This window comes from Halorientalis pallida (genome assembly GCF_004118325.1).
Taxonomy (GTDB): Archaea; Halobacteriota; Halobacteria; order Halobacteriales; family Haloarculaceae; genus Halorientalis; species Halorientalis pallida.
In genome coordinates this window covers 129,001-150,323 of the sequence record NZ_RDFA01000002.1, presented here as the reverse complement: position 1 = coordinate 150,323, position 21,323 = coordinate 129,001, and the positions used below count along the sequence as shown (strand labels likewise).

The 21,323-nt window shown below is 55.6% G+C and carries 18 protein-coding genes and 2 tRNA genes; 9 read left to right on the top strand and 11 right to left on the bottom strand.

Annotated elements, in window-relative coordinates:
• The 3 genes from EAF64_RS05930 to EAF64_RS05920 all read left to right on the top strand — a co-directional run bounded on the left by EAF64_RS05930 (nt 1) and on the right by EAF64_RS05920 (nt 2,485).
• Nucleotides 1-72: transfer RNA gene (locus EAF64_RS05930), tRNA-Thr, on the top strand.
• Nucleotides 73-254: 182 nt separating this feature from the next.
• Entirely contained in the window at nt 255-1,445 is a 1,191-nt protein-coding gene (locus tag EAF64_RS05925; RefSeq protein WP_129068064.1) for a tyrosine-type recombinase/integrase, read from the top strand.
• A 50-nt stretch (nt 1,446-1,495) separates the two neighbouring features.
• Nucleotides 1,496-2,485, top strand: a complete 990-nt coding sequence (locus EAF64_RS05920; protein WP_129068063.1) for a hypothetical protein — start codon at nt 1,496-1,498, stop codon at nt 2,483-2,485.
• A 29-nt stretch (nt 2,486-2,514) separates the two neighbouring features.
• Here the strand turns inward: EAF64_RS05920 and EAF64_RS05915 are convergent, their stop codons facing one another.
• Nucleotides 2,515-3,006 (bottom strand): FxLYD domain-containing protein, encoded by a 492-nt coding sequence (locus tag EAF64_RS05915; protein ID WP_129068062.1) that lies wholly within the window; start codon nt 3,004-3,006, stop codon nt 2,515-2,517.
• An 876-nt stretch (nt 3,007-3,882) separates the two neighbouring features.
• Here EAF64_RS05915 and EAF64_RS05905 point away from each other — a divergent pair.
• The 3 genes from EAF64_RS05905 to EAF64_RS05890 all read left to right on the top strand — a co-directional run bounded on the left by EAF64_RS05905 (nt 3,883) and on the right by EAF64_RS05890 (nt 6,380).
• The gene (locus EAF64_RS05905) at nt 3,883-4,311 is read left to right on the top strand and encodes an SWIM zinc finger family protein (protein ID WP_129068061.1); all 429 of its coding nucleotides are present in this window, start codon (nt 3,883-3,885) and stop codon (nt 4,309-4,311) included.
• A gap of 462 nt (nt 4,312-4,773) precedes the next feature.
• Nucleotides 4,774-5,280: a hypothetical protein gene (locus tag EAF64_RS05895; RefSeq protein ID WP_153188280.1), complete on the top strand. Its 507-nt coding sequence runs from the start codon at nt 4,774-4,776 to the stop codon at nt 5,278-5,280.
• A gap of 152 nt (nt 5,281-5,432) precedes the next feature.
• On the top strand, nt 5,433-6,380 hold the full coding sequence (locus EAF64_RS05890) for a DUF4268 domain-containing protein (protein WP_129068058.1): 948 nt from the start codon (nt 5,433-5,435) through the stop codon (nt 6,378-6,380).
• Nucleotides 6,381-6,421: 41 nt separating this feature from the next.
• Here the strand turns inward: EAF64_RS05890 and EAF64_RS05885 are convergent, their stop codons facing one another.
• The 6 genes from EAF64_RS05885 to EAF64_RS05860 all read right to left on the bottom strand — a co-directional run bounded on the left by EAF64_RS05885 (nt 6,422) and on the right by EAF64_RS05860 (nt 14,764).
• Entirely contained in the window at nt 6,422-7,492 is a 1,071-nt protein-coding gene (locus tag EAF64_RS05885) for a hypothetical protein (protein WP_129068057.1), read from the bottom strand.
• Entirely contained in the window at nt 7,489-8,211 is a 723-nt protein-coding gene (locus EAF64_RS05880; RefSeq protein WP_129068056.1) for a M48 family metallopeptidase, read from the bottom strand. The genes EAF64_RS05885 and EAF64_RS05880 overlap by 4 nt, the downstream gene beginning before the upstream one ends.
• Nucleotides 8,204-11,179: a type I restriction endonuclease subunit R gene (locus EAF64_RS05875; protein ID WP_129068055.1), complete on the bottom strand. Its 2,976-nt coding sequence runs from the start codon at nt 11,177-11,179 to the stop codon at nt 8,204-8,206. The genes EAF64_RS05880 and EAF64_RS05875 overlap by 8 nt, the downstream gene beginning before the upstream one ends.
• Nucleotides 11,172-12,545 (bottom strand): restriction endonuclease subunit S, encoded by a 1,374-nt coding sequence (locus EAF64_RS05870; protein WP_129068054.1) that lies wholly within the window; start codon nt 12,543-12,545, stop codon nt 11,172-11,174. The genes EAF64_RS05875 and EAF64_RS05870 overlap by 8 nt, the downstream gene beginning before the upstream one ends.
• Nucleotides 12,538-14,049 (bottom strand): type I restriction-modification system subunit M, encoded by a 1,512-nt coding sequence (locus EAF64_RS05865; protein WP_129068053.1) that lies wholly within the window; start codon nt 14,047-14,049, stop codon nt 12,538-12,540. The genes EAF64_RS05870 and EAF64_RS05865 overlap by 8 nt, the downstream gene beginning before the upstream one ends.
• 115 nt (nt 14,050-14,164) lie before the next feature.
• Nucleotides 14,165-14,764, bottom strand: a complete 600-nt coding sequence (locus EAF64_RS05860) for an adaptin protein (RefSeq protein WP_129068052.1) — start codon at nt 14,762-14,764, stop codon at nt 14,165-14,167.
• Nucleotides 14,765-15,531: 767 nt separating this feature from the next.
• Here EAF64_RS05860 and EAF64_RS05855 point away from each other — a divergent pair.
• Both EAF64_RS05855 and EAF64_RS05850 read left to right on the top strand, forming a co-directional pair.
• Nucleotides 15,532-17,121, top strand: a complete 1,590-nt coding sequence (locus EAF64_RS05855; protein ID WP_129068051.1) for a hypothetical protein — start codon at nt 15,532-15,534, stop codon at nt 17,119-17,121.
• A gap of 942 nt (nt 17,122-18,063) precedes the next feature.
• On the top strand, nt 18,064-18,453 hold the full coding sequence (locus tag EAF64_RS05850; RefSeq protein ID WP_227738891.1) for a hypothetical protein: 390 nt from the start codon (nt 18,064-18,066) through the stop codon (nt 18,451-18,453).
• Nucleotides 18,454-18,939: 486 nt separating this feature from the next.
• Here the strand turns inward: EAF64_RS05850 and EAF64_RS05845 are convergent, their stop codons facing one another.
• Genes EAF64_RS05845 through EAF64_RS21590 form a run of 4 tightly spaced genes read right to left on the bottom strand, consistent with a single transcriptional unit; the run spans nt 18,940 to nt 21,032 of the window.
• Nucleotides 18,940-19,290, bottom strand: coding sequence for a hypothetical protein (locus EAF64_RS05845; protein ID WP_129068049.1), 351 nt, complete (start codon nt 19,288-19,290; stop codon nt 18,940-18,942).
• A gap of 58 nt (nt 19,291-19,348) precedes the next feature.
• On the bottom strand, nt 19,349-19,855 hold the full coding sequence (locus EAF64_RS05840) for a hypothetical protein (RefSeq protein WP_129068048.1): 507 nt from the start codon (nt 19,853-19,855) through the stop codon (nt 19,349-19,351).
• Nucleotides 19,852-20,847 carry a hypothetical protein gene (locus tag EAF64_RS05835; RefSeq protein ID WP_129068047.1) on the bottom strand — a complete coding sequence of 332 codons (996 nt, stop codon included), beginning with the start codon at nt 20,845-20,847 and terminating at the stop codon, nt 19,852-19,854. The genes EAF64_RS05840 and EAF64_RS05835 overlap by 4 nt, the downstream gene beginning before the upstream one ends.
• Before the next feature lie 50 nt (nt 20,848-20,897).
• Entirely contained in the window at nt 20,898-21,032 is a 135-nt protein-coding gene (locus EAF64_RS21590; RefSeq protein WP_267899425.1) for a hypothetical protein, read from the bottom strand.
• Between the two features lie 223 nt (nt 21,033-21,255).
• Here EAF64_RS21590 and EAF64_RS05830 point away from each other — a divergent pair.
• Nucleotides 21,256-21,323 (top strand) — tRNA-Thr (locus EAF64_RS05830).

The window sequence follows — 21,323 nt, the reverse complement described above, 5'->3', positions numbered from 1 at the left end:
GCCTGGGTAGCTTAGCGGTAAAGCGCGTCCTTGGTAAGGACGAGACCCCGGATTCAAATTCCGGCCTAGGCTTCAAGCGTTTCAGCGCCTCTCTCCCCATTTTACGCCCTTCTTAGGAGAGAACAAATGGAACTCAGGAACGTTACGTTTCACTACACGTCCACCCCGTCGCCGTCTTGCGATTCGCGTTGTTGTCAGGACACCATAAGATACGGTGCCGTGCCGTCCGGCGATTCGGGGGGTGAGCGGTACCGATGAACCGGGCTGACCCGCTCGACAACCTCGGTAGTGGGGACGCGGTATCCGCAGAGATACCACCCGCGCCCGAGGACTACGAGTTCGAGTACCCACTGGTCAGCGAGCGCTCGAAGCGCGACCTACAAGAGTTCGGGCTGAACATGGTGGACGACTACCGTGACTTCAAGCACGAACTGTTGTCGTGGCTCGCAACCTACGGGAAGAACCCCGAGAAGCACGAGGGACTTGCCCACTCGACGCTCGAATCCACCCACTACAAACTCGAAACGGCCTTCCGGTGGCTGTGGCGGTACGAGAACCAGTACACTACGCAGTTCACGCCCGACCACGCGGACAAGTTCGTTCGCGTCCTCGACCAGTCGGATGGGATGATTGATTCGACCGTCCTACACCACGCCAAGGACATTAAGCGGTACTTCCGCTTCAGCAACCACGTCCGGGGAACGGACTACGAGTGGGAACTCGATGTGGAACTCTCGCAATCCAACGGTGACGAACGGGACTACCTTCGACGTAGCGCGTTCGAGCCGTTGTACCAAGCGGCGCTCGAACACTCGTCGGTGAAGAGTTACCATTCGGTGTCGCCGGACGAGCGGAGCCAACTGAAGTCCTTCGTCGCACAGCGTCTTGGTATCCCCAAGGAGAAGGTCGGCCCGGCGGAGTTCAAAGAAGCGAACTCGTGGAAGTACCCGTCCATGATAGCGGTCACGCTCGACACCGGACTACGCCCTATCGAGGTTGGACGGGCGAAGGTGTCGTGGGTGAACCTCGAAGACAACGAACTGAACATCCCGAAAGACGAGGCCACGAAGAACGAGGCGCATTGGAACTGTGCAATCAAAGGCCGGACAGCGAAGGCCCTGAAACGGTGGCTCGATGAAAGGGCTTCGATGGACAAGTACGACGGCAGGGACGAGTTGTGGCTAACGCAGAAGTCGTCGCCGTACAGTTCCAAGTCGTGTAACGCACTCCTTCACCGGGTAATCGAGAGCGGTGATGTTCCGATTCCCGAGCATAAGGAAATCTCGTGGTACTCTATCCGACACGGGGTGGCGACGTATTGGGCCAACCACGTCGGCCCGCACCACGCGAAGGAGCAACTACGGCACAAGAGTCTGAACACGACTATGAAGTACCTACACTCGGACGCAGAAACGCGGAACAGTGCTGTAGAGCAAATCTGGTAGACCGAATCACCCACCTGAACGTTTTATTCCGCTCGTTCGTATCCGCTCGCATGGCCTTCGGCTCTACGTGGCAGAATCTCTTAGAAAACGTCGAAGAACTCCCTTCAGACGCGACCCTCGTCACCCCACTCTCGCGGAAGGCGTTTCGCGTCACGGACGTTCAGGAACCGCGTGTACTGATTCAGTACCGGGACGACGACGAGACGATACCCCTTCAGCGCGACCAGTTCGAGACGCTGTTTCAGCGGGTTCAAGACTCGCGTGGCGAGTTCGAGTTAGACCGACTCCCACCGGACGCCGAACCCTATGCGACAGTGCTGTCCTTACATCCGCGTTTCGAGGTGGACGACCGCGAGGGAACGCTGACAGAGAGTGAGACGCCCACAGGCTCGCCGTTGGTGGACGCGACCGAAGGCACCGACGACGGCGACGAAGAGCGTGAAGAGCCGGATGTGGACGTGTATGCGGACGGTCTGCTGTTGATTGACGCCCTCGAACGCCACGACGTGACCACGCTCGAAGACGTAGAGACGCCCGCTCTGGTGAACCTCTACACGCTCTTATCCGATACGCAACGGAACGCCAACGACCTGCGTCAAGACGTGCGGGCTGTCCTTCTCGACAGGCTTCACCACGACCAGCCGGTGTCCGGTCAGTTCGGGTCAGTCCAGCGGACGAGTCGTCGGAACTGGTCGCTCAAAGACGACGAGTTAGTCCTGAACGCTTTCGAGGCCGCCGGGATTGAACGCGAGCGGTTGACCACGGTGGATTCAAGCAAAGTGGACGAAGCCCTCGAAGTCACGGAACTATCCGAGACGGACGTGTACGAAGTCGAAGAGAGCGAGTACGTCCGGAAGGCGGACGTTGACGAGGAAGAGAAAGAGACGCGCCTACAGGGACTCAAAGACAGGCTGGCAGAGACAGAAGGCGAGGAAGCCGACGAACTCCGCGAGGAAATCGCGGCACTCGAAGAGCGGATTGACGAACTGACCGAGTTCCGAAGCGGTCGGTCGTTCCATACGTCTGCTGGTGGACAGTAACGAGTCGGTCAAATGTGGAAAAAGGGGCGTCAGAACCCGGTCGTTACTTCGACTTCGTACTCTTCGATACGGCTGGCGTCGTCGCCCGTGAACATACAATCAAATTCCCACTCACGACCACCGGCAAGGTCGCTCACGTTGTCGAGTCCTTCACCTATCTGCGTACCTTCCGAGTCGAGGAACGTCGCGGTCGCCTCGACGTAGCCGATTTCACTATCTGTGTTGTTGACAGCGGTGCCACGGACACCGGACGAGAACTCTTCGCTGTAGAACTCGTGGTTCAGGATTTCCACGTCGGGCTGGTCGTTGCCACCACCGTCTCCGCTGTTCCCGTCGTTGCTGTTTCCGCTGTTACTGTCGCCGCCACTGTTGTCCGAGTTCCCGTTACTGCTGTCTCCGCTGTTGTCGTTCGCGTCTCCGCCGCCGGAGTCTCCGGAATCACTTTCTGAACAGCCAGCGAGGGCGAGGGCGCTGGCGGTCGTTCCAAGGGTCGCAAGGTACCGTCGTCGGTTCAGTTCCATTGCGTTTTGGCAATGAAGTGGCAACTACTTATATTGTTCTCATAGTCACGCAACGTGACCTATATCACGATTCGTGGGTGCTATCGCCCAACGACGCTATATTCAGGCAATGCGCCTTTCGGCGGAGTGGACGACCCTTGCGGACGAGCGTATCTTGGAATATTTACGAGACAACAAGAGCGGGACACCAACCAAAATGGCGAACCACGAGAATATCCATTTCTCGCGGTCTTATCTATCCAAGCGGTGCAAGGTGCTGGTGGACCACGGACTAATCGAGGACTATGGTAACGCGGTGTTCGTTCTGACTGATAAGGGCGAAGCGTACCTCGCTGGCGAACTGAATCTTAACGAACTCGACCCCGACGAGGAAGCGTAACTCGGGTTGGCAATCCGTTCCCTAATCGGCCATGAACGGGTTTCTTGACGCCTAAATTTCGCTCTTCGTGGATGGTCACACCGACGGCGAGCCGAGAGATGGCGGGAGTACGCCGTGTGGACTATCGTCGTCGGAGTGAGTGGTCTTGACCGTCGTTTCTGATAGGCTGTCAGAGGCGTTCAGCGGCCTCATGTGCCGTGATAATCCTATAAAATCCTAACATAGACCGCGCTGGCAGGTGACTACGGCTTCTGGTCGGCGTCGAGTTGGCTTTCGCTCACTACCTATCGAACTACTGGCTATATTCATATGTCGAATGATGGCTTGAGAAGGCATATTTCAGATGTTCCCGAATCAGAAGTACAGAAACCTAACACTTACACTGCCACAGCACGTAATTATTAACAGAGGGCGACCGCTTCTCGGGGCTTGATTCGCGTCAGAAAGCCCGCGTGCTGAGACACGCGAGCGGTGGCCTTCTGAGGTGTCAGAACGCCATGTCCAAATCAGCATTAGAGGTACTTGAGTCCGACGAACAGGTAGAGAAGAGGGCGCAGTGGGAAGCCTTCGAATTCACCGTCCTCGGTGACGGCGACGTAGAGGTACTGAACGGCTCCCACGAAGACGCCGACGACCACACGTACACCGTCCACGTCGAGGGCAGTGTCCCGTCGGATTGTACGTGTCCTGCGTGGGAGTACCAGCCCGGTGCGTGCAAGCATATGGTGGCCGTAGCGATTCGAGAGCCAGTCCTTGAAGCGGCCAATCGGGAACTGCCTGTCCGCGCCGACGGGGGAACCGTCACCCTCGAATCGTTCACTACCGAGGACACCGACGAAGACGGGTGCTGGTGCGACGACCACAGTATGCCCTGCTTCGACTGCTACAACGACGGTCGCCGCGACCTGCCGGGTGAGGGCGAATGACTCGACCGTCTCCGGCGGCGGCTCTGAACGGCGTACAGTGCGGCCACATTTGCGACCGGTGTAATCGAGGAATCAGGACCGGCGACAAGGCGGTCGCCTACGGAACCTACTACGAACGTGGCGGATGGACGCTCCGACGAGTCTGGTGTGACGAGTGCGCTGATAAGGGTATCAGCAACGAGACGGAAGGTGCCGACGAGGTACTTGTGGAAGCGGTGTACTGGCAGGGAAAACTCGCCTCGGTGACGACGATAGCCCGGAGCCGTCCCTCGAATTGAACAGACGACGGGTTGAACTGAGAACGAGAAAACGCCCTTAATATCAGATTTATTCAAATATACCACATTAATCTGATAGCCCTAATAGCGCCCATATTCCTGCTTTCTCTCTCATTATCCCCATTCATATATTATTGCTGTCATGAAATGGGTTAAGTATCTGGCCGACCAGTTGTAGTATGCGATGGAACGAAATGTTCGGCAATCGGTCTGCAATGACTTGAGAGACAAGTACGAGGAATTAGAACTTGAATCAGTTTTCATTAGAGAAGGGCCACAAGGGCGTGAACTGGTTCCGTTAGCCCGGTGGGAAATCAAACGAAAAATCCGACAGCGTGTGTTGTCCGACGAAGAAAAGTACCTGATTGAAGGCAGAACAGGTCACCTGCCGTTAGAACAGACCGTGTATCCAGAATACCACAAGGAAATAGACGTATCTCTCAACGAGTTCATCAGTGACTGCCTTCGGTTCGGGATTCTGAAGGAGTCAAGCCGTGGCAAATATGAACTGGTGAGGGCTGACCCCACTGCGTTCGAGTCCGAACGAGAAGGGATTCGTATTAGGTGTAGGTGGGAAGGAATCTATACAGTCTACCGCCATCGGATGAACACTTCGGGAGAAATCGACGTGAAGGCCAACGGCGACCCCGCAATTGACGGCAGAACGCTTCAGGACCCACTCGCTTGGTAAATGACGCTACAGGTTGTCCTCGCTAATAATCAAGCGCATACTGTTTATTTCAGCCACTCCGCTTCTTCGCGTAGTTTGTGTTGTCTTCCTTGACTACTGTCGTGAAATGCGTAGCAGACAGGTTTTTCAGCGCTCGCTTGGTGGTTCGCGGTATGCCAGACTTTGCTTCGCTCGAATCTCAAGAGGTACGCGAGTATTGGGAACACGAGGCCCAAGAGTTCACACCGTGGATAGCAAGTGAGATACGCGCCGAAGACGTTTCCGAGTTGGAAGACTCGTTAGGGTTGGACCTTGAGATAATCGAGGAAGAGAAGAGTGTCGGACGCTACAACGTCGATATTCTCGCAGAAGTCGTAGACGACAACCGAAACGTCGTCATTGAGAACCAACTGAACCCGTCGGACCACGACCACTTGGGCAAATCAATCGCCTATGCCTCGGGCGTTGACGCCGACATTATCGTGTGGATTTCACCACGATTCCACGACGAACACCGGGACGCGATACAGTGGCTCAATGAGAACAGCCGCGAGGGTGTGGACCTATTCGCTATCCGTCTCGAAGTATGGAAAATCGGTGATTCGGAACCTGCTGTCCGGCTGAATCCCGTCGCGGAGCCGAGCGAGTGGAAGGAGAAGGCCAAGCGGTCAGAGGGCGAACTAACGGACACGGAGAAGTTACAGGAAGAGTTTTGGACCGAGTTTCGGGACCGGATTGAAGACCGCGAGACGCCCTTGAGCGCTCGGAAACCGAACCCGCAACACTGGTACAACAATCCAATTGGGAAAACCGGCTTTGAACTCGCCTTCATTCTCAATTCCCGCGACAACCAACTCCGGGCTGAACTCATTATTCGAGATAACGCCGAAGCGTACCGGCAGTTGATAGACCAGTCACAACAAATCGAATCGGAGTTCGACCGAGAACTAACGTGGCACGAACCGGAAGAGACGCGAGCCGGGAAGGAGCGGAGTCGTATCGTCGTCACGAAGTCGGCTGACGTGACCGACCAAGACCAATGGGACGAATACCTCGATTGGATGATTGAACACGGCGAACAGTTCCACGACGTGTTCTACGACCGGATTCAGCGGCTATAATAGTCTATTCCAGAAGGATACAGACCGGAAGCGAGAACGTTCTATAAGTAGGAGTAGTGGCCGGTCCGGTGAACTTTTTCCCCATTTCTGAGTGAGAGGTTCCCTTCATCATCGAACGATGGTTGTTTATGTGATAGAATAGTCCTGTTTTCTGAATCCTCAAACAGTTGTTCCACACTAGCACCATCTCGAATATCTATCCAGCCGGTAGCCAGTGTCCTATCCGCTACCTTATTGTCGAATATGTCACGATAAGAAACACTGATACCGAATCCGAGCGTACTGACACCCTCTTCTATGAGTTCTTCGACACCCTCACTGAATGAGAACCTGCTTGGCTGTTCTCCGCCGGGGTCTACATATCGCTCAAAGTAAAGAGAGAAGTTCAAGTCTTGGTCATCATCTTCACGAAGAATCTCTTCTGTACGTGTTTGAGGTAGGTCTTCATCAGCACCTACCCTCTTCGGTGTGGTTGCACCTCCTGTGTAGGTGGCACGAAATGTAATCTCGCCCTGTGGTGTGTCCTGTTCAGTACTGGTGAAAACCTTGTCAGAGAGCGGTTCCACCTCTACACCCATATCATAATCAGCAGGTCCGTCTATCGCTTCTTCACCAACGTAGAACACAACATCAATCTCGAATTGCTTGGCGAGGCCAGTGCCTTGATTTGAACAGTGAATAGTGATAGAATCATCGGAGGCTTCAGTTACCGAAATATCGACAGCAGGAATGTACTCGACTTCCATTATCTCTTGCTGTCGTTCTTGAATGGAAGTCTGTTCTTCACTGATTGATGTTTGCTCTTCTGCTATAGACGCTTGTTCTTCGCTAATGTCTCTCTGGTCTTCTAAGACTCTCGTCTGGCGAAGGTATATCCATATCAGACCACCTGTAAGGAGACTATTCACGAGAATAGAAATGACTGACAACGAGATATTCCCTGCCTCACTCGGAGTTGCGTTCGGAAAAATCGAATCGACTGCCGTTGTAAGGAGGCCCATTGAAAATAGGGTTAGCCCGACAACCAGAAGTGCGACGTGAGAGAAAACAACGGCTATTCCGACCCCTTTTTCGGCGGATATTTCCTTACCACGGAGTCTTTGCCAGTTCATAAATCCGATTTCGTGAAAATCAGGTTCGTGCTATTTTGTTCCAACCACTCTGCCTTCTCCTTGTAGTTCGGGACGTGTTCCCCGACGAACTGCCAGAACTCCCTACCGTGGTGCTGTTCGGTCAGGTGAGCGAGTTCGTGGACGACGAGGTAATCAACAACGTCGGGCGGGGCCATTATGAGCCGCCAGTTCAGGCTAATCGTCCCGCCGGTCGAACAACTGCCCCACCGTGTTCGCTGGTTCCGGAGTTCGAGTTTCTTGTACTCGACACCCATGCGTTCGGCGTAGTGGTCGGTACGCTCGGTGAGGTGGTCCCGTGCCCGGCTCCGGTAGAAGTTCCGCAGAACTCGTTTGACCGACGACTGTTCAACGGCGCTCTTTCGGAGGCGAATCGAGTCCTCGTCTACCTCGTGCTTCCGGCGGGACTCTATGACGAGTTCTCGGTCTTGGCCGAGGAAGGGGAAGCACTCGCCAGCCTCGAAGGCCCGGTCGGGGACTTGCTCACGGTAGGTATCGTACTTCCGTTGCTGGTCCACGACCCACGCCGCGTTCTCCTTCAGCAATCTCGATGGACGAGCGTTTTCGGACTTGGGAAGGACGACCGTCACGCCATGTATGTCCACGTCGATACGCGTCTCATTGGCGTCGGCACTGCGGCGTACCTCGTACTCGATGGGATTCCCCAATAGGTCGATTTGTCGAGGTTGTGCTTTAGCCATTGTTCGCAATGAGATAGTTCCGAATAGCGTCCACGAAATCGTCGTCGCCCTGAATCAAGCGTCCAAGGTCGTACTGCTTGACCAGCACGTCCAGCAGGATACGCTCGATTTCAGCGATGGTCTGCTGGTTCGTTTTCCAGCCGTGGTATCCACGGTCCACGCGGTCGCGGAACTGCGAGACGATTTCCTCCGCCACGGCTTCGGCTTGTTCTTCGGAGTCGATTGCCTCGGTCGTCTCTTCGGTCAGGTGGGTGTAGATAGCGAACTCGGCGGCTTCCATCCCCTTTTCGTCGGCCTCGGCTTCCACTTCCAGAATCTCTTCCTCGACGGCTTTCAGGGCTTCAACCGCCTCGGGGTCGCCTATTTCGTCTCCCTGCCAGCGTTCCACTATGTCCGTCACGCGCTCGCTCAAGCGCTTGTAACGGGGGTTCTGGTTCTCCCGAGGGTGCAAGTGTTCGCGGGTTGCGTGGGCAATCTGTGACGCCTTGACGCCGGGATTGTCCAGTCCCTCTACGTCTTCGAGGTATTCCTCACCGAGTTTGTACGTCGGGAAGTCCCGCTTGATTTCCCCGATTTCGACGTTCTCGCTGATTATCTCGCGGGTCTTCTCCTGCATATCCTCCTCGGGGTCGTCGTCGCCGGAGGTGGTTCGCTTGAACGCGACGTGGACTCGGCTCAACCACTTGTAATCATCCTCGATACCGCTCTCTATGAGCCGCTTGTCGGGCGCAACGGACTCGTAGAGCGATTGTAGCCGTCGGAAGCCCTGTTTGAACTGGCGGCGTTCGGGATGGGTACTGACGCGTTCTACGGCCTCATAGGCCGCCTCTTGGGTGTCGTTCTTCGGTATCCCCTCGAAGATTTCCATGACCGTTTCCAACTGGTCTTTCAGGTCCTCGAAGAGTTCGCTCTTGTCGCGGGCGGCGTAAGCCTTCGTCTCGTCGTCGTAGTCCAGTGCCTCGTCGATGTTCTCGAAGACGCCTTGGAAGTCCACTATCTCGCCGTTCTCCTTGCCCTCGGCGGGCCGGTTTGTTCGGGCGATAGCCTGCATGAGCGTGTGGTTCTTGAGGTTGCGGTCGAGGTAGATGGTCTTCAGAATCGGGGCGTCGAAGCCCGTCAACAGCATGTTGTGGACGACCAGCAGTTTCGGGTCCTCGTCCTCTTTGAACGACTTGATGATACTGTCGCGCTCGTCGGGGTCGGTGTGGAACTGCTGAATCAGGTCCGGGTCGTCGTTGGTTGTGGTGTAGAGGACTTCCACTTCGTCCTCGCCGCGACGGTCGGTGAGTCGCTGGCCGTACATGGCGGCTGACCGGCGGCTCGGCGTGACGACCATCCCTTTCCAGCCGTTCGGGGAAACGTGTTCGTCGTAGTGCTGGTCGATTTCCTCGACGGCCTTGTCTACGCGCGGCTCGATTTCTGCGAGCGTGGTCGTGTTAACGGCTTCGCGGATGAACTCGCGCTTCTCGTCTTTGGTGAGGCCCCGAAACTCTTGGTCGAACTCGTCGTCCAGCCCGGCCTCGTCTATCTGCCATTCCATCTCGTGCCGGAGCGTGAAGTAGACGGGCAGAATCAGGCCGTCCTCGATACCTTCCTTGACCGTGTACTGGTGTAGGTACCGTTCGCCGGTTCGGTAGTCTTCGCCGTCGGGCGAGAACTCACGGAAGGTATTGCGGGCCTTCTGTGTCTCGCCTTCCCTGACCGGGGTTCCGGTGAAGCCGAAGTGGTAGCAGTCCGGAAGCGCGTTATCGAGACGACTGCCAAGGTCGGCTTCCATGAACCGGTGGGCCTCGTCGGACATGACGATTACCTCGTCGTTGCCCTGCGCGTCCGGCTCTACGTCTTGGAACTTCTGAATGGTGGTAAGGACGAGTTCGCTTTGGCCTTCTTCAATGAGTTCTTCGAGGTGGTCGATTCCCTTGGCCTCGGTCCACCGTTCGAGGGAGAGGTTCGCCAGTTGGTCCCGCATTTGGGAGTTCAGTTTGTCCGTGTCCACGATAATGAACACCTGCGGGTTGTCGGCCATATCACGGGACAGCAGATTCTCGGCGGCGTAGAGCATGGTGAACGACTTCCCCGACCCCTGCGTGTGCCAAATGAGGCCGGTCTTGTCCTCGCCCTCACCCACGCGGTCGAGAATTGCGTTCACGGCGTAGTACTGCATGTACCGAGGGATGATTTTCGCGTCCCCGCCAGCGCGGCGCTCGTAGAAGACGAAGTTCTTCAGCAGGTCGAGAAGAGAATCGGGATTGCACAGCGCCTTCACGGCTTGGCGCATTTCGTTGTCGTCCTCGAACTTCTCCGGGGCGTCGTTCCACGGCTCGTAAAATTCGCGGGGTGTGCCGACCGCGCCGTAGCGCAGTTCCATCGTGTCGGCGGCGACGTTGAACAGGCCGGGGACGAACAGCCGGGGTACGTCCTCTTGGTAGGCCAGCAGGTCGCTCACGGCGTCGTGCCAGTCGTTATCCTGCGCCCGGCTCTTCAGTTCCATCGTGACGAGCGGAATCCCGTTGACGAAGAGGTTCACGTCCGGGCGGATGGTCGTCTCCCGCGACACCGAGAACTGATTGACGGCGTGGAAGGTGTTGTTCTCGGGGTTCTCGTAGTCAATCAGGTCCACGTAGACGGTCTTCGTCACGCCGTCGTCCCGCCGGACGGTGAAGGTCTTGCCCTTGGTGAGCAACTGGTGGAAGTCACGGTTGCCGTCCATCAGATTCTCGGAATCAAGGTCGCGCTTCAGTGAGGAAATGAACTTCTCGACGTTTTCCTCGGTTACGTCCTTGTTCAGCGCGACGACTTGCTCGGCCAGCAGGTTCCAATAGGCGACCTCGTGGCTCTGTCGGTCATAGGCGGCGTCGAGGGCGCTGGCACCACGCTCGCCGTTCTCTCCGTAGGTATCCCACCCGACGGTATTGAGCCACGACAGAAGCGAGTGTTCAACGCCCTCTTCGGATGGGTGGTCAGCCATGCTGTGCGATTTCCTCCGGAACCTCGATGTTAGTGTCTGTTGTTCGGACTGTTCCCGATAGCAGGTCTTGCATGAGGCCTTGTCTTATTCGTTTGAGCCTCTCTTTCTCGTCCTCGTGTGATTGAATATAGTCTGAAAAGTCTTCGACGGCGTTGACTATCTTCTCCTGCTCTTCGAGGGGTGGTTTCGGTAAAGATACCTCCTTGAGTTGATTCAGGTTCACTCTCAATCTTCCACTCCCTCGGATATGTGCGGCGGCTTGTTTCCAGACCGGGTACGAGTTCAAAGTATACATGACAAACTTGTCGATGAATCCAGCGCCCGGCTCTAACTTGACAACATCAGCACATCCGAGCATGTAGTGGTCGTATTCATCCGGTAAAAGACATGCTCTGGCTACCGGTGAGGCCATTTTTGCTATGATAAGGTCGCCCGGCTCGGCGCTGTGGCGCTCTAATTCTTTGAATGTTGGTTCGTCCACATACCGAATGTTACTGTCACTATATTCGTTTTTCCTAACATTCTGCAACTGAATTATGCGTGCGAAACCATTCTGTATAAATTCTTCAGATTTGAGGCTTGACCCAAATGGCCCATCGACAAGTGAGTCCTCTTTTTCACTTGCAACGTCGGCCAACTTCACCTTCTCCCAATTATTTGGGACCTCACCGAGTGCTGTAGGTGATGGCGCGTTTGATATTCTATCGACAATATGCTCTTGAATAATTCCGTCTATTATCCTCTGCGATTGGTCAATGACCTCTTCTGTCTTCTGAATGGCGTGGTCGATATTATACAGTACAGAAGCAACTCTCCGTTGCTCTTTGAGGGGAGGTACCGCAACATCCAATTCCCGACGGAAGACACTGAATGGAACTCGCTGGCGACCAGTGGACCCACGCATACGGGAGACTGCGTAGTTGTGAACCGGGTATGATTTTCCGAGATAGTACAGGTACCACGGATGGATTCGTTCGGTCTTGGGAGAGAGGACGGCATACTCGGTCGAGCCGATACCGACCTTTGTATCCATCTCGGGGACGAGCGCGGCCTTTCCGTTCTCGGTACACGGTGTGATTCGAGCGAAAAGTGTGTCTCCGGCAGTGAATGTCTTCCCGCTGTACTCCGAGGCATTCCGTTCCCCGAAATAGCGAGGCCACGGGAGTTCAGTATCGAGTGCGTCCATCTCGATGTAGGTGTTCGGTTCCTCGTCGGACTTGGGGTTGGGATTCACATCGTAAACGTCGGTGCCGTCCACGAGTTCCCATCCCTCTGGTATCGTTCCCCAAAACCGACTTTCGGATTGCTCGGAACCCTCTGTGGGAACCGAATCATCATACTCGTCCAGCGTAGCCTCTTCACTCATAGTTCAACGCCCCCATGTGGTCGTCCATCCGCGCTTCTATCTCGTCGCGCTCGGCCTGCAACTCCCGTAGTTTTCCGAGTTCTTCTTGAACGTCAATCTCTTCCTCCGGCTCGGTCGTATCGACGTAGAGCGCGATGTTCAGGTTGTAGTCGTTCTCCCGAATCTCGTCCAACGACACCGTTCGGCTGACCCGTTCCTCGGTCGTCCAGTCGCGGAAGTTCTCGACAATATGGTCGAGTCCGTCCTCGGTCAGTTCGTTCTGGTTCGAGAGTTCGCGGTAGAAGTCCTCGTCGGCGGCGTGGACGAATTGTACCTCGTTCTTCCGCTCGGCAGGCTTGTCGGCGTTCAGCACGAGAATCGCGCTTGGAATCGAGTTGTTCTGAAACAGGTTCTCGGGAAGCCCGACGATGGCTTCCACAAGGTCGTCTTCGAGCATTGGCTCACGGAATTTGCTCTCGTGCTTGCGGAACAGCACACCGTGAGGAATGACGATAGCCGCCTTCCCACCCGAGTCGTCGCCCCGGTCGGGGTCCTTCAGTTGCTCGGCCATGTGCATAATGAAGGCGTAGTCGCCACGGTCGGCGCGAGGGAGTTTGCCACCGTCGTCCCAATCGAAGCGGTCATAGGGGTCGTCTTGAAGGTCGCTCTTCGCCCAATCCGCCGAGAAGGGGAAGTTCGCCAGCACCCGGTCGAAGCGCGTGAGTTCGTTGTCGTCCTCGTTGGTGAACGCCGGACTCGACAGCGAGTCCTCGCGCTCAATAGTGCCATTCAACCCGTGAATCGAGAGATTCATCTTCGCAATCGCGGCAATGTCGGGATTGATTTCCTGTCCGGTGAAGGTCATCTTCGAGGGGTCGCCACCCTGTTCCTCGCGGTAGTAGCGAGCGGCCTCAATGAGCATACCACCGGAGCCGACCGTCGGGTCGTGGAAGGTATGGCCGTCCTCGAACTCGTCCACAAGACGAACGCAGAGATTCACGATATGAGGCGGTGTAAAAAATTGCCCCCCTGATTTGCCTTCTTCCTCTGCGAAGTGGCGTACAAGGTCCATGTACGCCTCTCCGAGCATGTCCGGCGGGATACTGTCACGGTCAAGGTCGTGCTTCGAGAGGTGTTCGACCAGTTTCCCGAGCCGGTCGTCGTCCAGCGCGTCGGCGTCGATGTAGTCAGCCCGGAAGAGGCCCTGAAGTTCAGGGTTCTCGTCGGTAAGCGCGTCGAACGCTTCGTTCAGTTCCTTGTCCACGTTGTCCGAGACGGAACGAAGGTCGTCCCACAGGTAGCCCTCGGGAACGACCGGAATGTCGTACAGGTTCTCCCGGCGAGCGAAGTCCTCACCGTACTCTTCGAGGTTCTGCTGATACTGTTTCTCGAACTCGTCGGAAATCGACTTGTAGTAGACGAGCGGCAGGATGTACTCCTTGTAATCGGTCGGGTCTACGGCGTCACGAATAATGTCGGCGCATTTGAAAAGATGTGAGTCCAGTTCTTCCAACGAGAGGGTCATATGCCTCTCATTTCATGCGAGCGTGTTATTTGCTCCGGTGAAGTTCGGGGACAACGAGCGCGTAGTTGCCAGCATATGCCTTCCCGCGTTCTGACCCGGCTTGTAGGACGCTCTGTTATTTCTCGGAACCGACGGGGGTACGCACCCTCTTCTGTATCTGCCGGAGTTCCCGCTTCTGGTCGTACTCGAAATCCGGTTGGTTAGTCGAGTTGAAAGGGACGCCCTCGTTCCGGTAGGCGTCCGACGGGGGTTCTTCGAGAGCGAAATCACCGGATTCGACGGCTTCCACGAAATCCCACGGGAAGTAGTGAGTCCACGGGCCTTCGTCTTCCAAGTCGCTTACGTCGGCGTCGTCAACCACGACGAACCGGAAGTCCTCGTCGGGGAAGGCCGCTTCGTACAAGTCACGGACGAGACGTAGACCGTCCCGACGGCGCGGCTTCCAGTAGTCCTCGAACTGCGAGTTCTCGTACTCGTATTCCTCGCCCGCAATATGCTCTTCCCAAAGGTATTCTGCTTCCTGAATACCGGGGGCTTCCGTTTCCACCCTCAAATGCTGATTCCCGGTACACCACACAGGAATCTCTTCGACGTGCGCCCACCACTGTATATACCCTATGGGCACCGCTCGGTGTTCCGGGTGCGGATTCACACTGACCGTGCGGTCGCGGTCGAAGCACAATACAATCCGTTCAGTCGTTTCGTGGTGGCTCACGGTGGACCGTACATATCATAAGACGAGGTGGAATTTCAGGATTCCGGCAGTCCCCACTTGACGCCGACGTGCGAGAGGTTGTCGAAGAGTTCCAGAGCGCGTTCTGACGCGACTGACCGTGCGCTCTGACAGTAGCCCTATCAGCGATTGTTTGGTCGTCATTTTGCTCACAGTATCCCTATCGTCAACCGTTCCAGAATGGGGGAAGAAGGCCCACAAAAGCCATTTACGGGCGGATAGCATATCATCTATATCGACAGCCGTACACACCGCTACAAGGGTAATCTACCAAGGATGGATTAAAGGGAAACTGACCAAGGATTCCCTTTTCGGTGGACGCCGGGTGTCGAGTGGACCCCCGAACAATGGCAACTACGAATCCGAGCGGTAAGAGCCTACCGCCAGAGTACGGACCAAACACTTCGACGTATCGCTCGCGCTTTCGAGACGAGTTACTTGGCACAATTCGAGAGCGCTCGAACACTCTCTTCGACGTTCCGACGGCACTCGGGAAGACGCACACGGTAGCGACGACTTCGTGGGGCAAGTACCCCTCACTGACAAATCGGAGGCCAGTCGTCCAGTTCCACACGACACGAGACGCCCGTGACGAAGCCGCGAAAAAGAGCCGTGGACAGGGATTGAAAGTTGCGGTACTACGGGGTCGTGAAGAAGTTTCACTACCCGCTACTGGTGCTTTCGACGGGTATTCGATTCGAGGCCAACCACTCGGCCAGTGGATTCACCAGCAGTGTGAACGCAACGGAATGAGATACCCCGAAGCCGTTTGGCAGGCGGAGATTGAACTCAATGGCGACGTACCGTGGTCGGACGAAGAGCCACTGACCGGTGTTCAGTGGAACGAGTTGTTACCACTCACCGGAACCGACGTAGACATTATTCACGCCACGCACCAGTTCGCGTTTGCTCCCCCACTCCGAAACGATACAGTAGCCGTCTTTGACGAACAGCCGGACTTCACGCGGAACCTCAAGGACTCGCCAGACGAATTGAGCCGAGAGCGTATCCGAATGGCGGTTAACGCCTACCTTGACGACGCCGACGCACCCCTCAAGTCTTACAATGATTTCGTGACATTTTCGAAAAGAGGGCTGTTGGAAGAAGAATTAGACGCGGCTCTGTCTCACCAACCCAGTCGAGAGTGGCACCTATCCATTGACGACGCTCACCGACTGGCACCAGCAATTGCCCGAGCGATACATCATGCCGAGCCTCGGTCAAACGGTCGCCGCGTTGGGACTGCGACCTACACGCCACAGGCACCGTTGGGGTCCAGTAATTCAGGATTGAACGCTGACCAAGAGGTAACGGTAGTCTTTGACGACGAGGATACGCTTCAGACCGTTCGGGTCGTCCCCGACATGAGTCAAGCCCACGTCGTTCTCGGATTGGACGCCTTCCCGACCGAACCGCTGTGGGAACTGAACACGGGCGTCTCCTTCGACCTAAATAGTCTGCTGAAGCCACTTGAGCGAATCCTCTGGCGACGACGTGAGAAGCAACTGCGCGTCGTTCAGGTCGGGTCGAACGCAAACCACTGTACTCACGGAATCGGGAACACCGAGAAGGAGCGTGCGCTGGTCGAAGAAATCCGCGACCGACATGGCAGTGACTTCTCTACCGCGATTACCTCGAAGGCGGCGGAAGACACGCTGAAGCAAATGATGGAAGACGCCGGGGTGGACAATCCGACTATCCTCACCTTCGGGGAACAGAACAGCAGGAACGTTCTCGGGGACGAAGACGTTGGCTTGGTGGTCGGCTGTATCGACATGGGCGACGGGCCTGTGCTTGACCGGCTCGCTGAACTCGGGCTTGACGCGCAACCCATTCGGACGAGTACCGACTGCTTTGTCTGTGACGGGAACGGGTGCCGACAGTGCAATCATACCGGAAAGAAGCGAGCGAAGGGACGTGGATTCGTCGGCCCTGACGCTCGCGTAGCAGAGCGAATCTGCGACAGTGTTCGGCGCGACGAAGTAAAGCAGGCCATTTCTCGGTATGGACGTAACCCGACCGATTCGACTGATTCCGCAACCGTCTACGTCCATACGAACGTGATTCGCCCGTCGCTCCTACTTGACGACGACGGTGAAGGCGTCGATATACACGCGGACACGAAGAGCAACGTGATAGCGTTCGCCCGTGACCGAGACGAAACCACGACCAAAGAGGTGTGGGACAACACCAGCGCGTCTCGAAAGTATACCACCGAGGTTCTGAACGAATTGGTCGAAAAAGGATTTGCGACCCTTCGGAAGAAAGAACCCTACGGCACGCACGTCTACACCGTATCGTCGGACACGCCGAGCGACCACTTCGTAGACTTGGGCTGAACCCTCGAACTATCCTCTTTTGTGTAACAAAGAGCGTAGTTCAAGAGTTATGGAATTTACACTTCCAACCCCGAACCGCTCAAAATCGGATTGGGGTGTGGGACTCCTACCGGGCCGTTCTGAAATCGACACCGGGGGTGTTTTCGAGAAACCACCCCAATATGATAAAATATTTGATAAAAATATGGCCGATTTGGTACTCAGGTGTGGCGGCCTATCGCGGTGTCATTGCCGTTCAGGGACACCCTCTAACAGGGACTTTCCACCCCTCTACGGGCCGCTTAGACTGTCTTAGAGATGGTCAGATAACGTCGTAGAGCGACGCTATGGGCCTCCGGGACAGTCTCTCTGGTGGGGCGTCCCCGTGGGTATCTTACCACATCAGCAGTCTCAATCGCTACGAGCGCATGACACAGAGTCACACCCAACGGGTACCGGGGGGCCACCGTCGGGAGACCGGGCAGTTGGGACCGGTGGTCAGGGCCGGATACTGGCCGGGGGAGCCGGGGCCGGGCTGGTGGGAGATGGGCAGGCCGTCGGCGTCGGTCGGGCCGGGACAGCCGGGGCCGAGATTGGGAACGGTCGATTTATTCAGCGTGCCTCGCCCTCGCTCTGAATGTCCGTATCAGCGGGGGTGTTTCGGCAGTAGTTTCATGCGCTCATGAAGCCCGATACCGGCTTATACTGGCCCGCGTAGGCGTCGTGAGCGTCGTCCTCGTCGGCGTGGGCCATGCGTCGGCCTCCGACTTCGAGGGCGAGAGCAATGGACTGCGAACCGAGAATCGGGTGGTAGCGCTTATCGGAAGGGGGCAGTCAGCGGTTAGAAGCAGGGGTGGCGTTTAAGTACTTTTTCAGACTTGACTTCGAGGCTCTGTATCTCCCGGTTTCACTTTCACCTCGGCAGTCGAACACTTATTTGCCAGTGACTCGTCAGATATGAGCATGGTCGCAGGACTCCTTCAGTACGTGTCGAATCACCTCGACACCATCATGACCGGGTTGACTATGGCCGTGGTCGGAATCGGTGTCTACGAAGCGCGGGACGGGTTCTTCCTATTCAACGGGCAGTTCCGAGGGAAGTACGGTGCATTGCTAATATTCGTGGGGACGCTATTCGGTGCGTCTCTAATCACACCGGTGATAAGCGATTGGTGGGCGCAGTCGCTACCATACATCCCGCCCGGCCAACTACTCGGTGCGATACTCGTCCTCGGTATGCTCGGCGTCAACAAAGCGGCGGAGTGGAACTTCTTCGATATAAAATCGCTTCCCGTCTACGGGGTCGGCGTCGTCCTGATAGCGAATCCCGAAATTCTACACACTGTAGCGTAGCATTAGAAGCAACTACAGGTGTTTGCTCAGGTTTTTCCGGAGTTCAGTCCGCCTCTCTCGGTCCGGGTCCTTTGCTTCTTGCCTCCCTTTGACTCGCTCGGATTCTGTGTTTTGAGCAAAGCAGTCCACGCCAACTACATCACCAGCGAGATACCCTTCGTGAACTTCGGGCCGTACTCTGACTTTGACTGAGGGATTGTCCGTGACGGGCTGGTATTCCGCTGGCACATCCCTGATAGCAATATCAAGTGGACAATCATTCGCAGGGTGTTCGGACAAGATGGGTCCGTCTTCGCTTACCCTGAGTTCACTCTGTCGTATGCAATCGGACTCACCAACCCAACCGAGTTGAAACATCTTCCTCGTGAGTTTTCTTTGTAGTTCGGGACTCTCCGTAACGCGTTCAGCGAGGCTGGCCATAGCGACACATACTCGCGCTATCAATTAACGATTTCCACGACTCCTTATCTTGCTCAGACCTACCTCTCACCCAATCCTATCGAGGCGACCGTACCCTACGTCTTCCTCAATCATTCCGTAACGAGTGAGGTACTTCCGAATCGTCGTCGGGGAACAGTCGAACCCGTCGCGGGCCGCTATCTCGTCCGCTGACAGGCCTTCTTCGACGTATAGACGCCGTAGGGTGTCCTCGTGACGCCACGGTCGGAGTATGCCCAAGCGCTCGGCGTGAACCGTCACGCGGCTCTTTGAGACGCCGAGTTCGTAGGCGATAGTTCGAGAGGACAGCCCGCGTTCGTAATAGGCCCAACGCAGAAACTCACGGTCGCGCCAAGGCTTTGTTTCGGGGACGCGCTCTTCAGGTAGACGGAAGGTCATGGGCGAGACTACGTGATTCGCACCAGTAATTCGTTCGGTGGCAACGCCATTACGGGAATCACAGAACGTCGCCATGAATCAATGACCAGAAGCGGTGAGTGATAACTAAGAGCGTCAAGAAGTAGTGCGCCATCAGGCTGTAGACGATTCCACTCACGACAAATGCGAGTCCTGAACCAGCAGTGCCGCCTATGCGAGACACCACAATTCCAAAGACGAGGCAGATTATGAGAACAACACCTGCCAGAATCGCATAGAGCGTGAACTCCTTCGTCTTTCTTACTGTCCGTTCCTCGTAGGGATGGCTACCATCCTTGTCGTACCTCATAAGCAGGATGATAGTGTTTATCGAAAACCCCGTCAGGACGCTCAAGACCGAAGCAGAAGCAGTGATGAATCCCGACCAAAGCACGACGTAGTTAGCGAGAACGAATCCTACGATGGCGGGAAAAACGGCGAAGATACCAGCCAAGACGATGTAATCAAGCGGATTCTTTAGACCAGTCTCTTGGCCGAGAGATGAATAGTGGTCGCTGATGATACTCCCGATATTGCCGAATATCATTTTTCGACGTTTGCTGTCCCGGTAACTGGTTCTACAATCTGCTGGTCCAAAATATCGTTGGCCAAGTCGTTTGCTTCACTTCGGAGAGAATGTGCGGTTATGAGGCCAGCGTCAGTCCGGAGTTCATCACTATCGAGGTCTTTCCGCATAGCCACTTCCTCGTTCAATAGCGAGAACGTTTCGCTCCTACCACCATCTTTCTGAATGGTCACGGTGAAGTCTTCCACGTCGTCGCTGACGATTGTTCCAAAGTGCGTATCGCGGTCCTTGAGACTCGCCGCCTTGTTCTTCACCCACTGGAAATTCCCGCCATGTTCCGGACGCAGGACCAGCGAGCGTGTCCCGACTTCCTCGGTGCTTAATCCTTTTACCAGTTCCATCCGACTTTCGTCGTCCCCCGGAATCTTTCGGACGTTGATGTCCAACTTCGCTACCCGGTCTGCCTCAATGACCTTCTCAAGCACCTCTTCTGTAGAGACAGGTTCCATTTTCATTGTGTAGTCGGTCACTCCCGAGAGACACGTTTGTTCGATATGCTTCTTCAACTTCCCCTTCACGCCAATCCGGTTAACTTGGTGAAGGATGATTAGGGCGGTCTGGCCATTATCGTATGGCTTGCCTTCGCGTGTGTGTGGCAGATAGATAAGGAAGTACAGCGGCATTTGCTCGGCTTCGTCTTCTCCTTTCAGGTGAGTCATGTCGCCTGATTCAACATCACGGATTTCGGCCTCGTATCCGTGGTATCCCGTAGACACGATTCCCTCGATTACGTTCCCGTCCCGATGGTATTCTTCGATAACGAAGGTCTTGTCATTAGTCGAAGGTTCGAGATTGGTGTCCTGATTCGAGAACAGCGTTTCCATCAAGTCGAGAATGTGGCTTTCATCGAACGCTGTATCGTGAGCGTGTAGTTGGGTGAGATTGTAGCCGTTGTCAGGATTGCCGTGTTCGTATATCTCGAAAGAGTAGGGGACGAGTTTTTCCGAAGGCATTGGCTGGCACCTCGGAGCGAATTGATATAAATGTGGATACTATCTACCGTCTACAGGTCGCCAATGAGGCGAGCCTGAGCGAGCGCGAGCGCTTTCTCTTCCTCCGTCTCGGCACCTGCGATTTCGGCAACTTCCTCTTGGTCGGCTGGTATGCGAATCTCGTTCTCGTTCTGTTCGTCGCTCATACCAGTACTATCAGCCGGGATACGTGAACTTCTTTCGCTGGTTGGATGAATGGCGAAGGCTGTCAAACCGGCTGTTCAGCCCTGAAAATTAGCGAAACGGATTGGTCTTAGTTCGACATACACCGCTCCCACCCCACGTTTTATAAAAGTACAGTTACTATAATATCATAAGAAGGGTCGAATTGGGTCACTCTCCGGCAACACCTGCCGACAACCACACCCGAGAGTGTCGCGGTAAAGCGCGTCCTTGGTAAGGACGAGACCCCGGATTCAAATTCCGGCCTAGGCTCT

Excerpts from the sequence above, each read along its gene's own strand:
- EAF64_RS05925 (WP_129068064.1), top strand. The coding sequence starts at position 255 with ATGAACCGGGCTGACCCGCTCGACAACCTCGGTAGTGGGGACGCGGTA.
- EAF64_RS05920 (WP_129068063.1), top strand. The coding sequence starts at position 1,496 with ATGGCCTTCGGCTCTACGTGGCAGAATCTCTTAGAAAACGTCGAAGAA.
- EAF64_RS05915 (WP_129068062.1), bottom strand. The coding sequence starts at position 3,006 with ATGGAACTGAACCGACGACGGTACCTTGCGACCCTTGGAACGACCGCC.
- EAF64_RS05905 (WP_129068061.1), top strand. The coding sequence starts at position 3,883 with ATGTCCAAATCAGCATTAGAGGTACTTGAGTCCGACGAACAGGTAGAG.
- EAF64_RS05895 (WP_153188280.1), top strand. The coding sequence starts at position 4,774 with ATGGAACGAAATGTTCGGCAATCGGTCTGCAATGACTTGAGAGACAAG.
- EAF64_RS05890 (WP_129068058.1), top strand. The coding sequence starts at position 5,433 with ATGCCAGACTTTGCTTCGCTCGAATCTCAAGAGGTACGCGAGTATTGG.
- EAF64_RS05885 (WP_129068057.1), bottom strand. The coding sequence starts at position 7,492 with ATGAACTGGCAAAGACTCCGTGGTAAGGAAATATCCGCCGAAAAAGGG.
- EAF64_RS05880 (WP_129068056.1), bottom strand. The coding sequence starts at position 8,211 with ATGGCTAAAGCACAACCTCGACAAATCGACCTATTGGGGAATCCCATC.
- EAF64_RS05875 (WP_129068055.1), bottom strand. The coding sequence starts at position 11,179 with ATGGCTGACCACCCATCCGAAGAGGGCGTTGAACACTCGCTTCTGTCG.
- EAF64_RS05870 (WP_129068054.1), bottom strand. The coding sequence starts at position 12,545 with ATGAGTGAAGAGGCTACGCTGGACGAGTATGATGATTCGGTTCCCACA.
- EAF64_RS05865 (WP_129068053.1), bottom strand. The coding sequence starts at position 14,049 with ATGACCCTCTCGTTGGAAGAACTGGACTCACATCTTTTCAAATGCGCC.
- EAF64_RS05855 (WP_129068051.1), top strand. The coding sequence starts at position 15,532 with ATGAGATACCCCGAAGCCGTTTGGCAGGCGGAGATTGAACTCAATGGC.
- EAF64_RS05850 (WP_227738891.1), top strand. The coding sequence starts at position 18,064 with ATGGTCGCAGGACTCCTTCAGTACGTGTCGAATCACCTCGACACCATC.
- EAF64_RS05845 (WP_129068049.1), bottom strand. The coding sequence starts at position 19,290 with ATGACCTTCCGTCTACCTGAAGAGCGCGTCCCCGAAACAAAGCCTTGG.
- EAF64_RS05840 (WP_129068048.1), bottom strand. The coding sequence starts at position 19,855 with ATGATATTCGGCAATATCGGGAGTATCATCAGCGACCACTATTCATCT.
- EAF64_RS05835 (WP_129068047.1), bottom strand. The coding sequence starts at position 20,847 with ATGCCTTCGGAAAAACTCGTCCCCTACTCTTTCGAGATATACGAACAC.
- EAF64_RS21590 (WP_267899425.1), bottom strand. The coding sequence starts at position 21,032 with ATGAGCGACGAACAGAACGAGAACGAGATTCGCATACCAGCCGACCAA.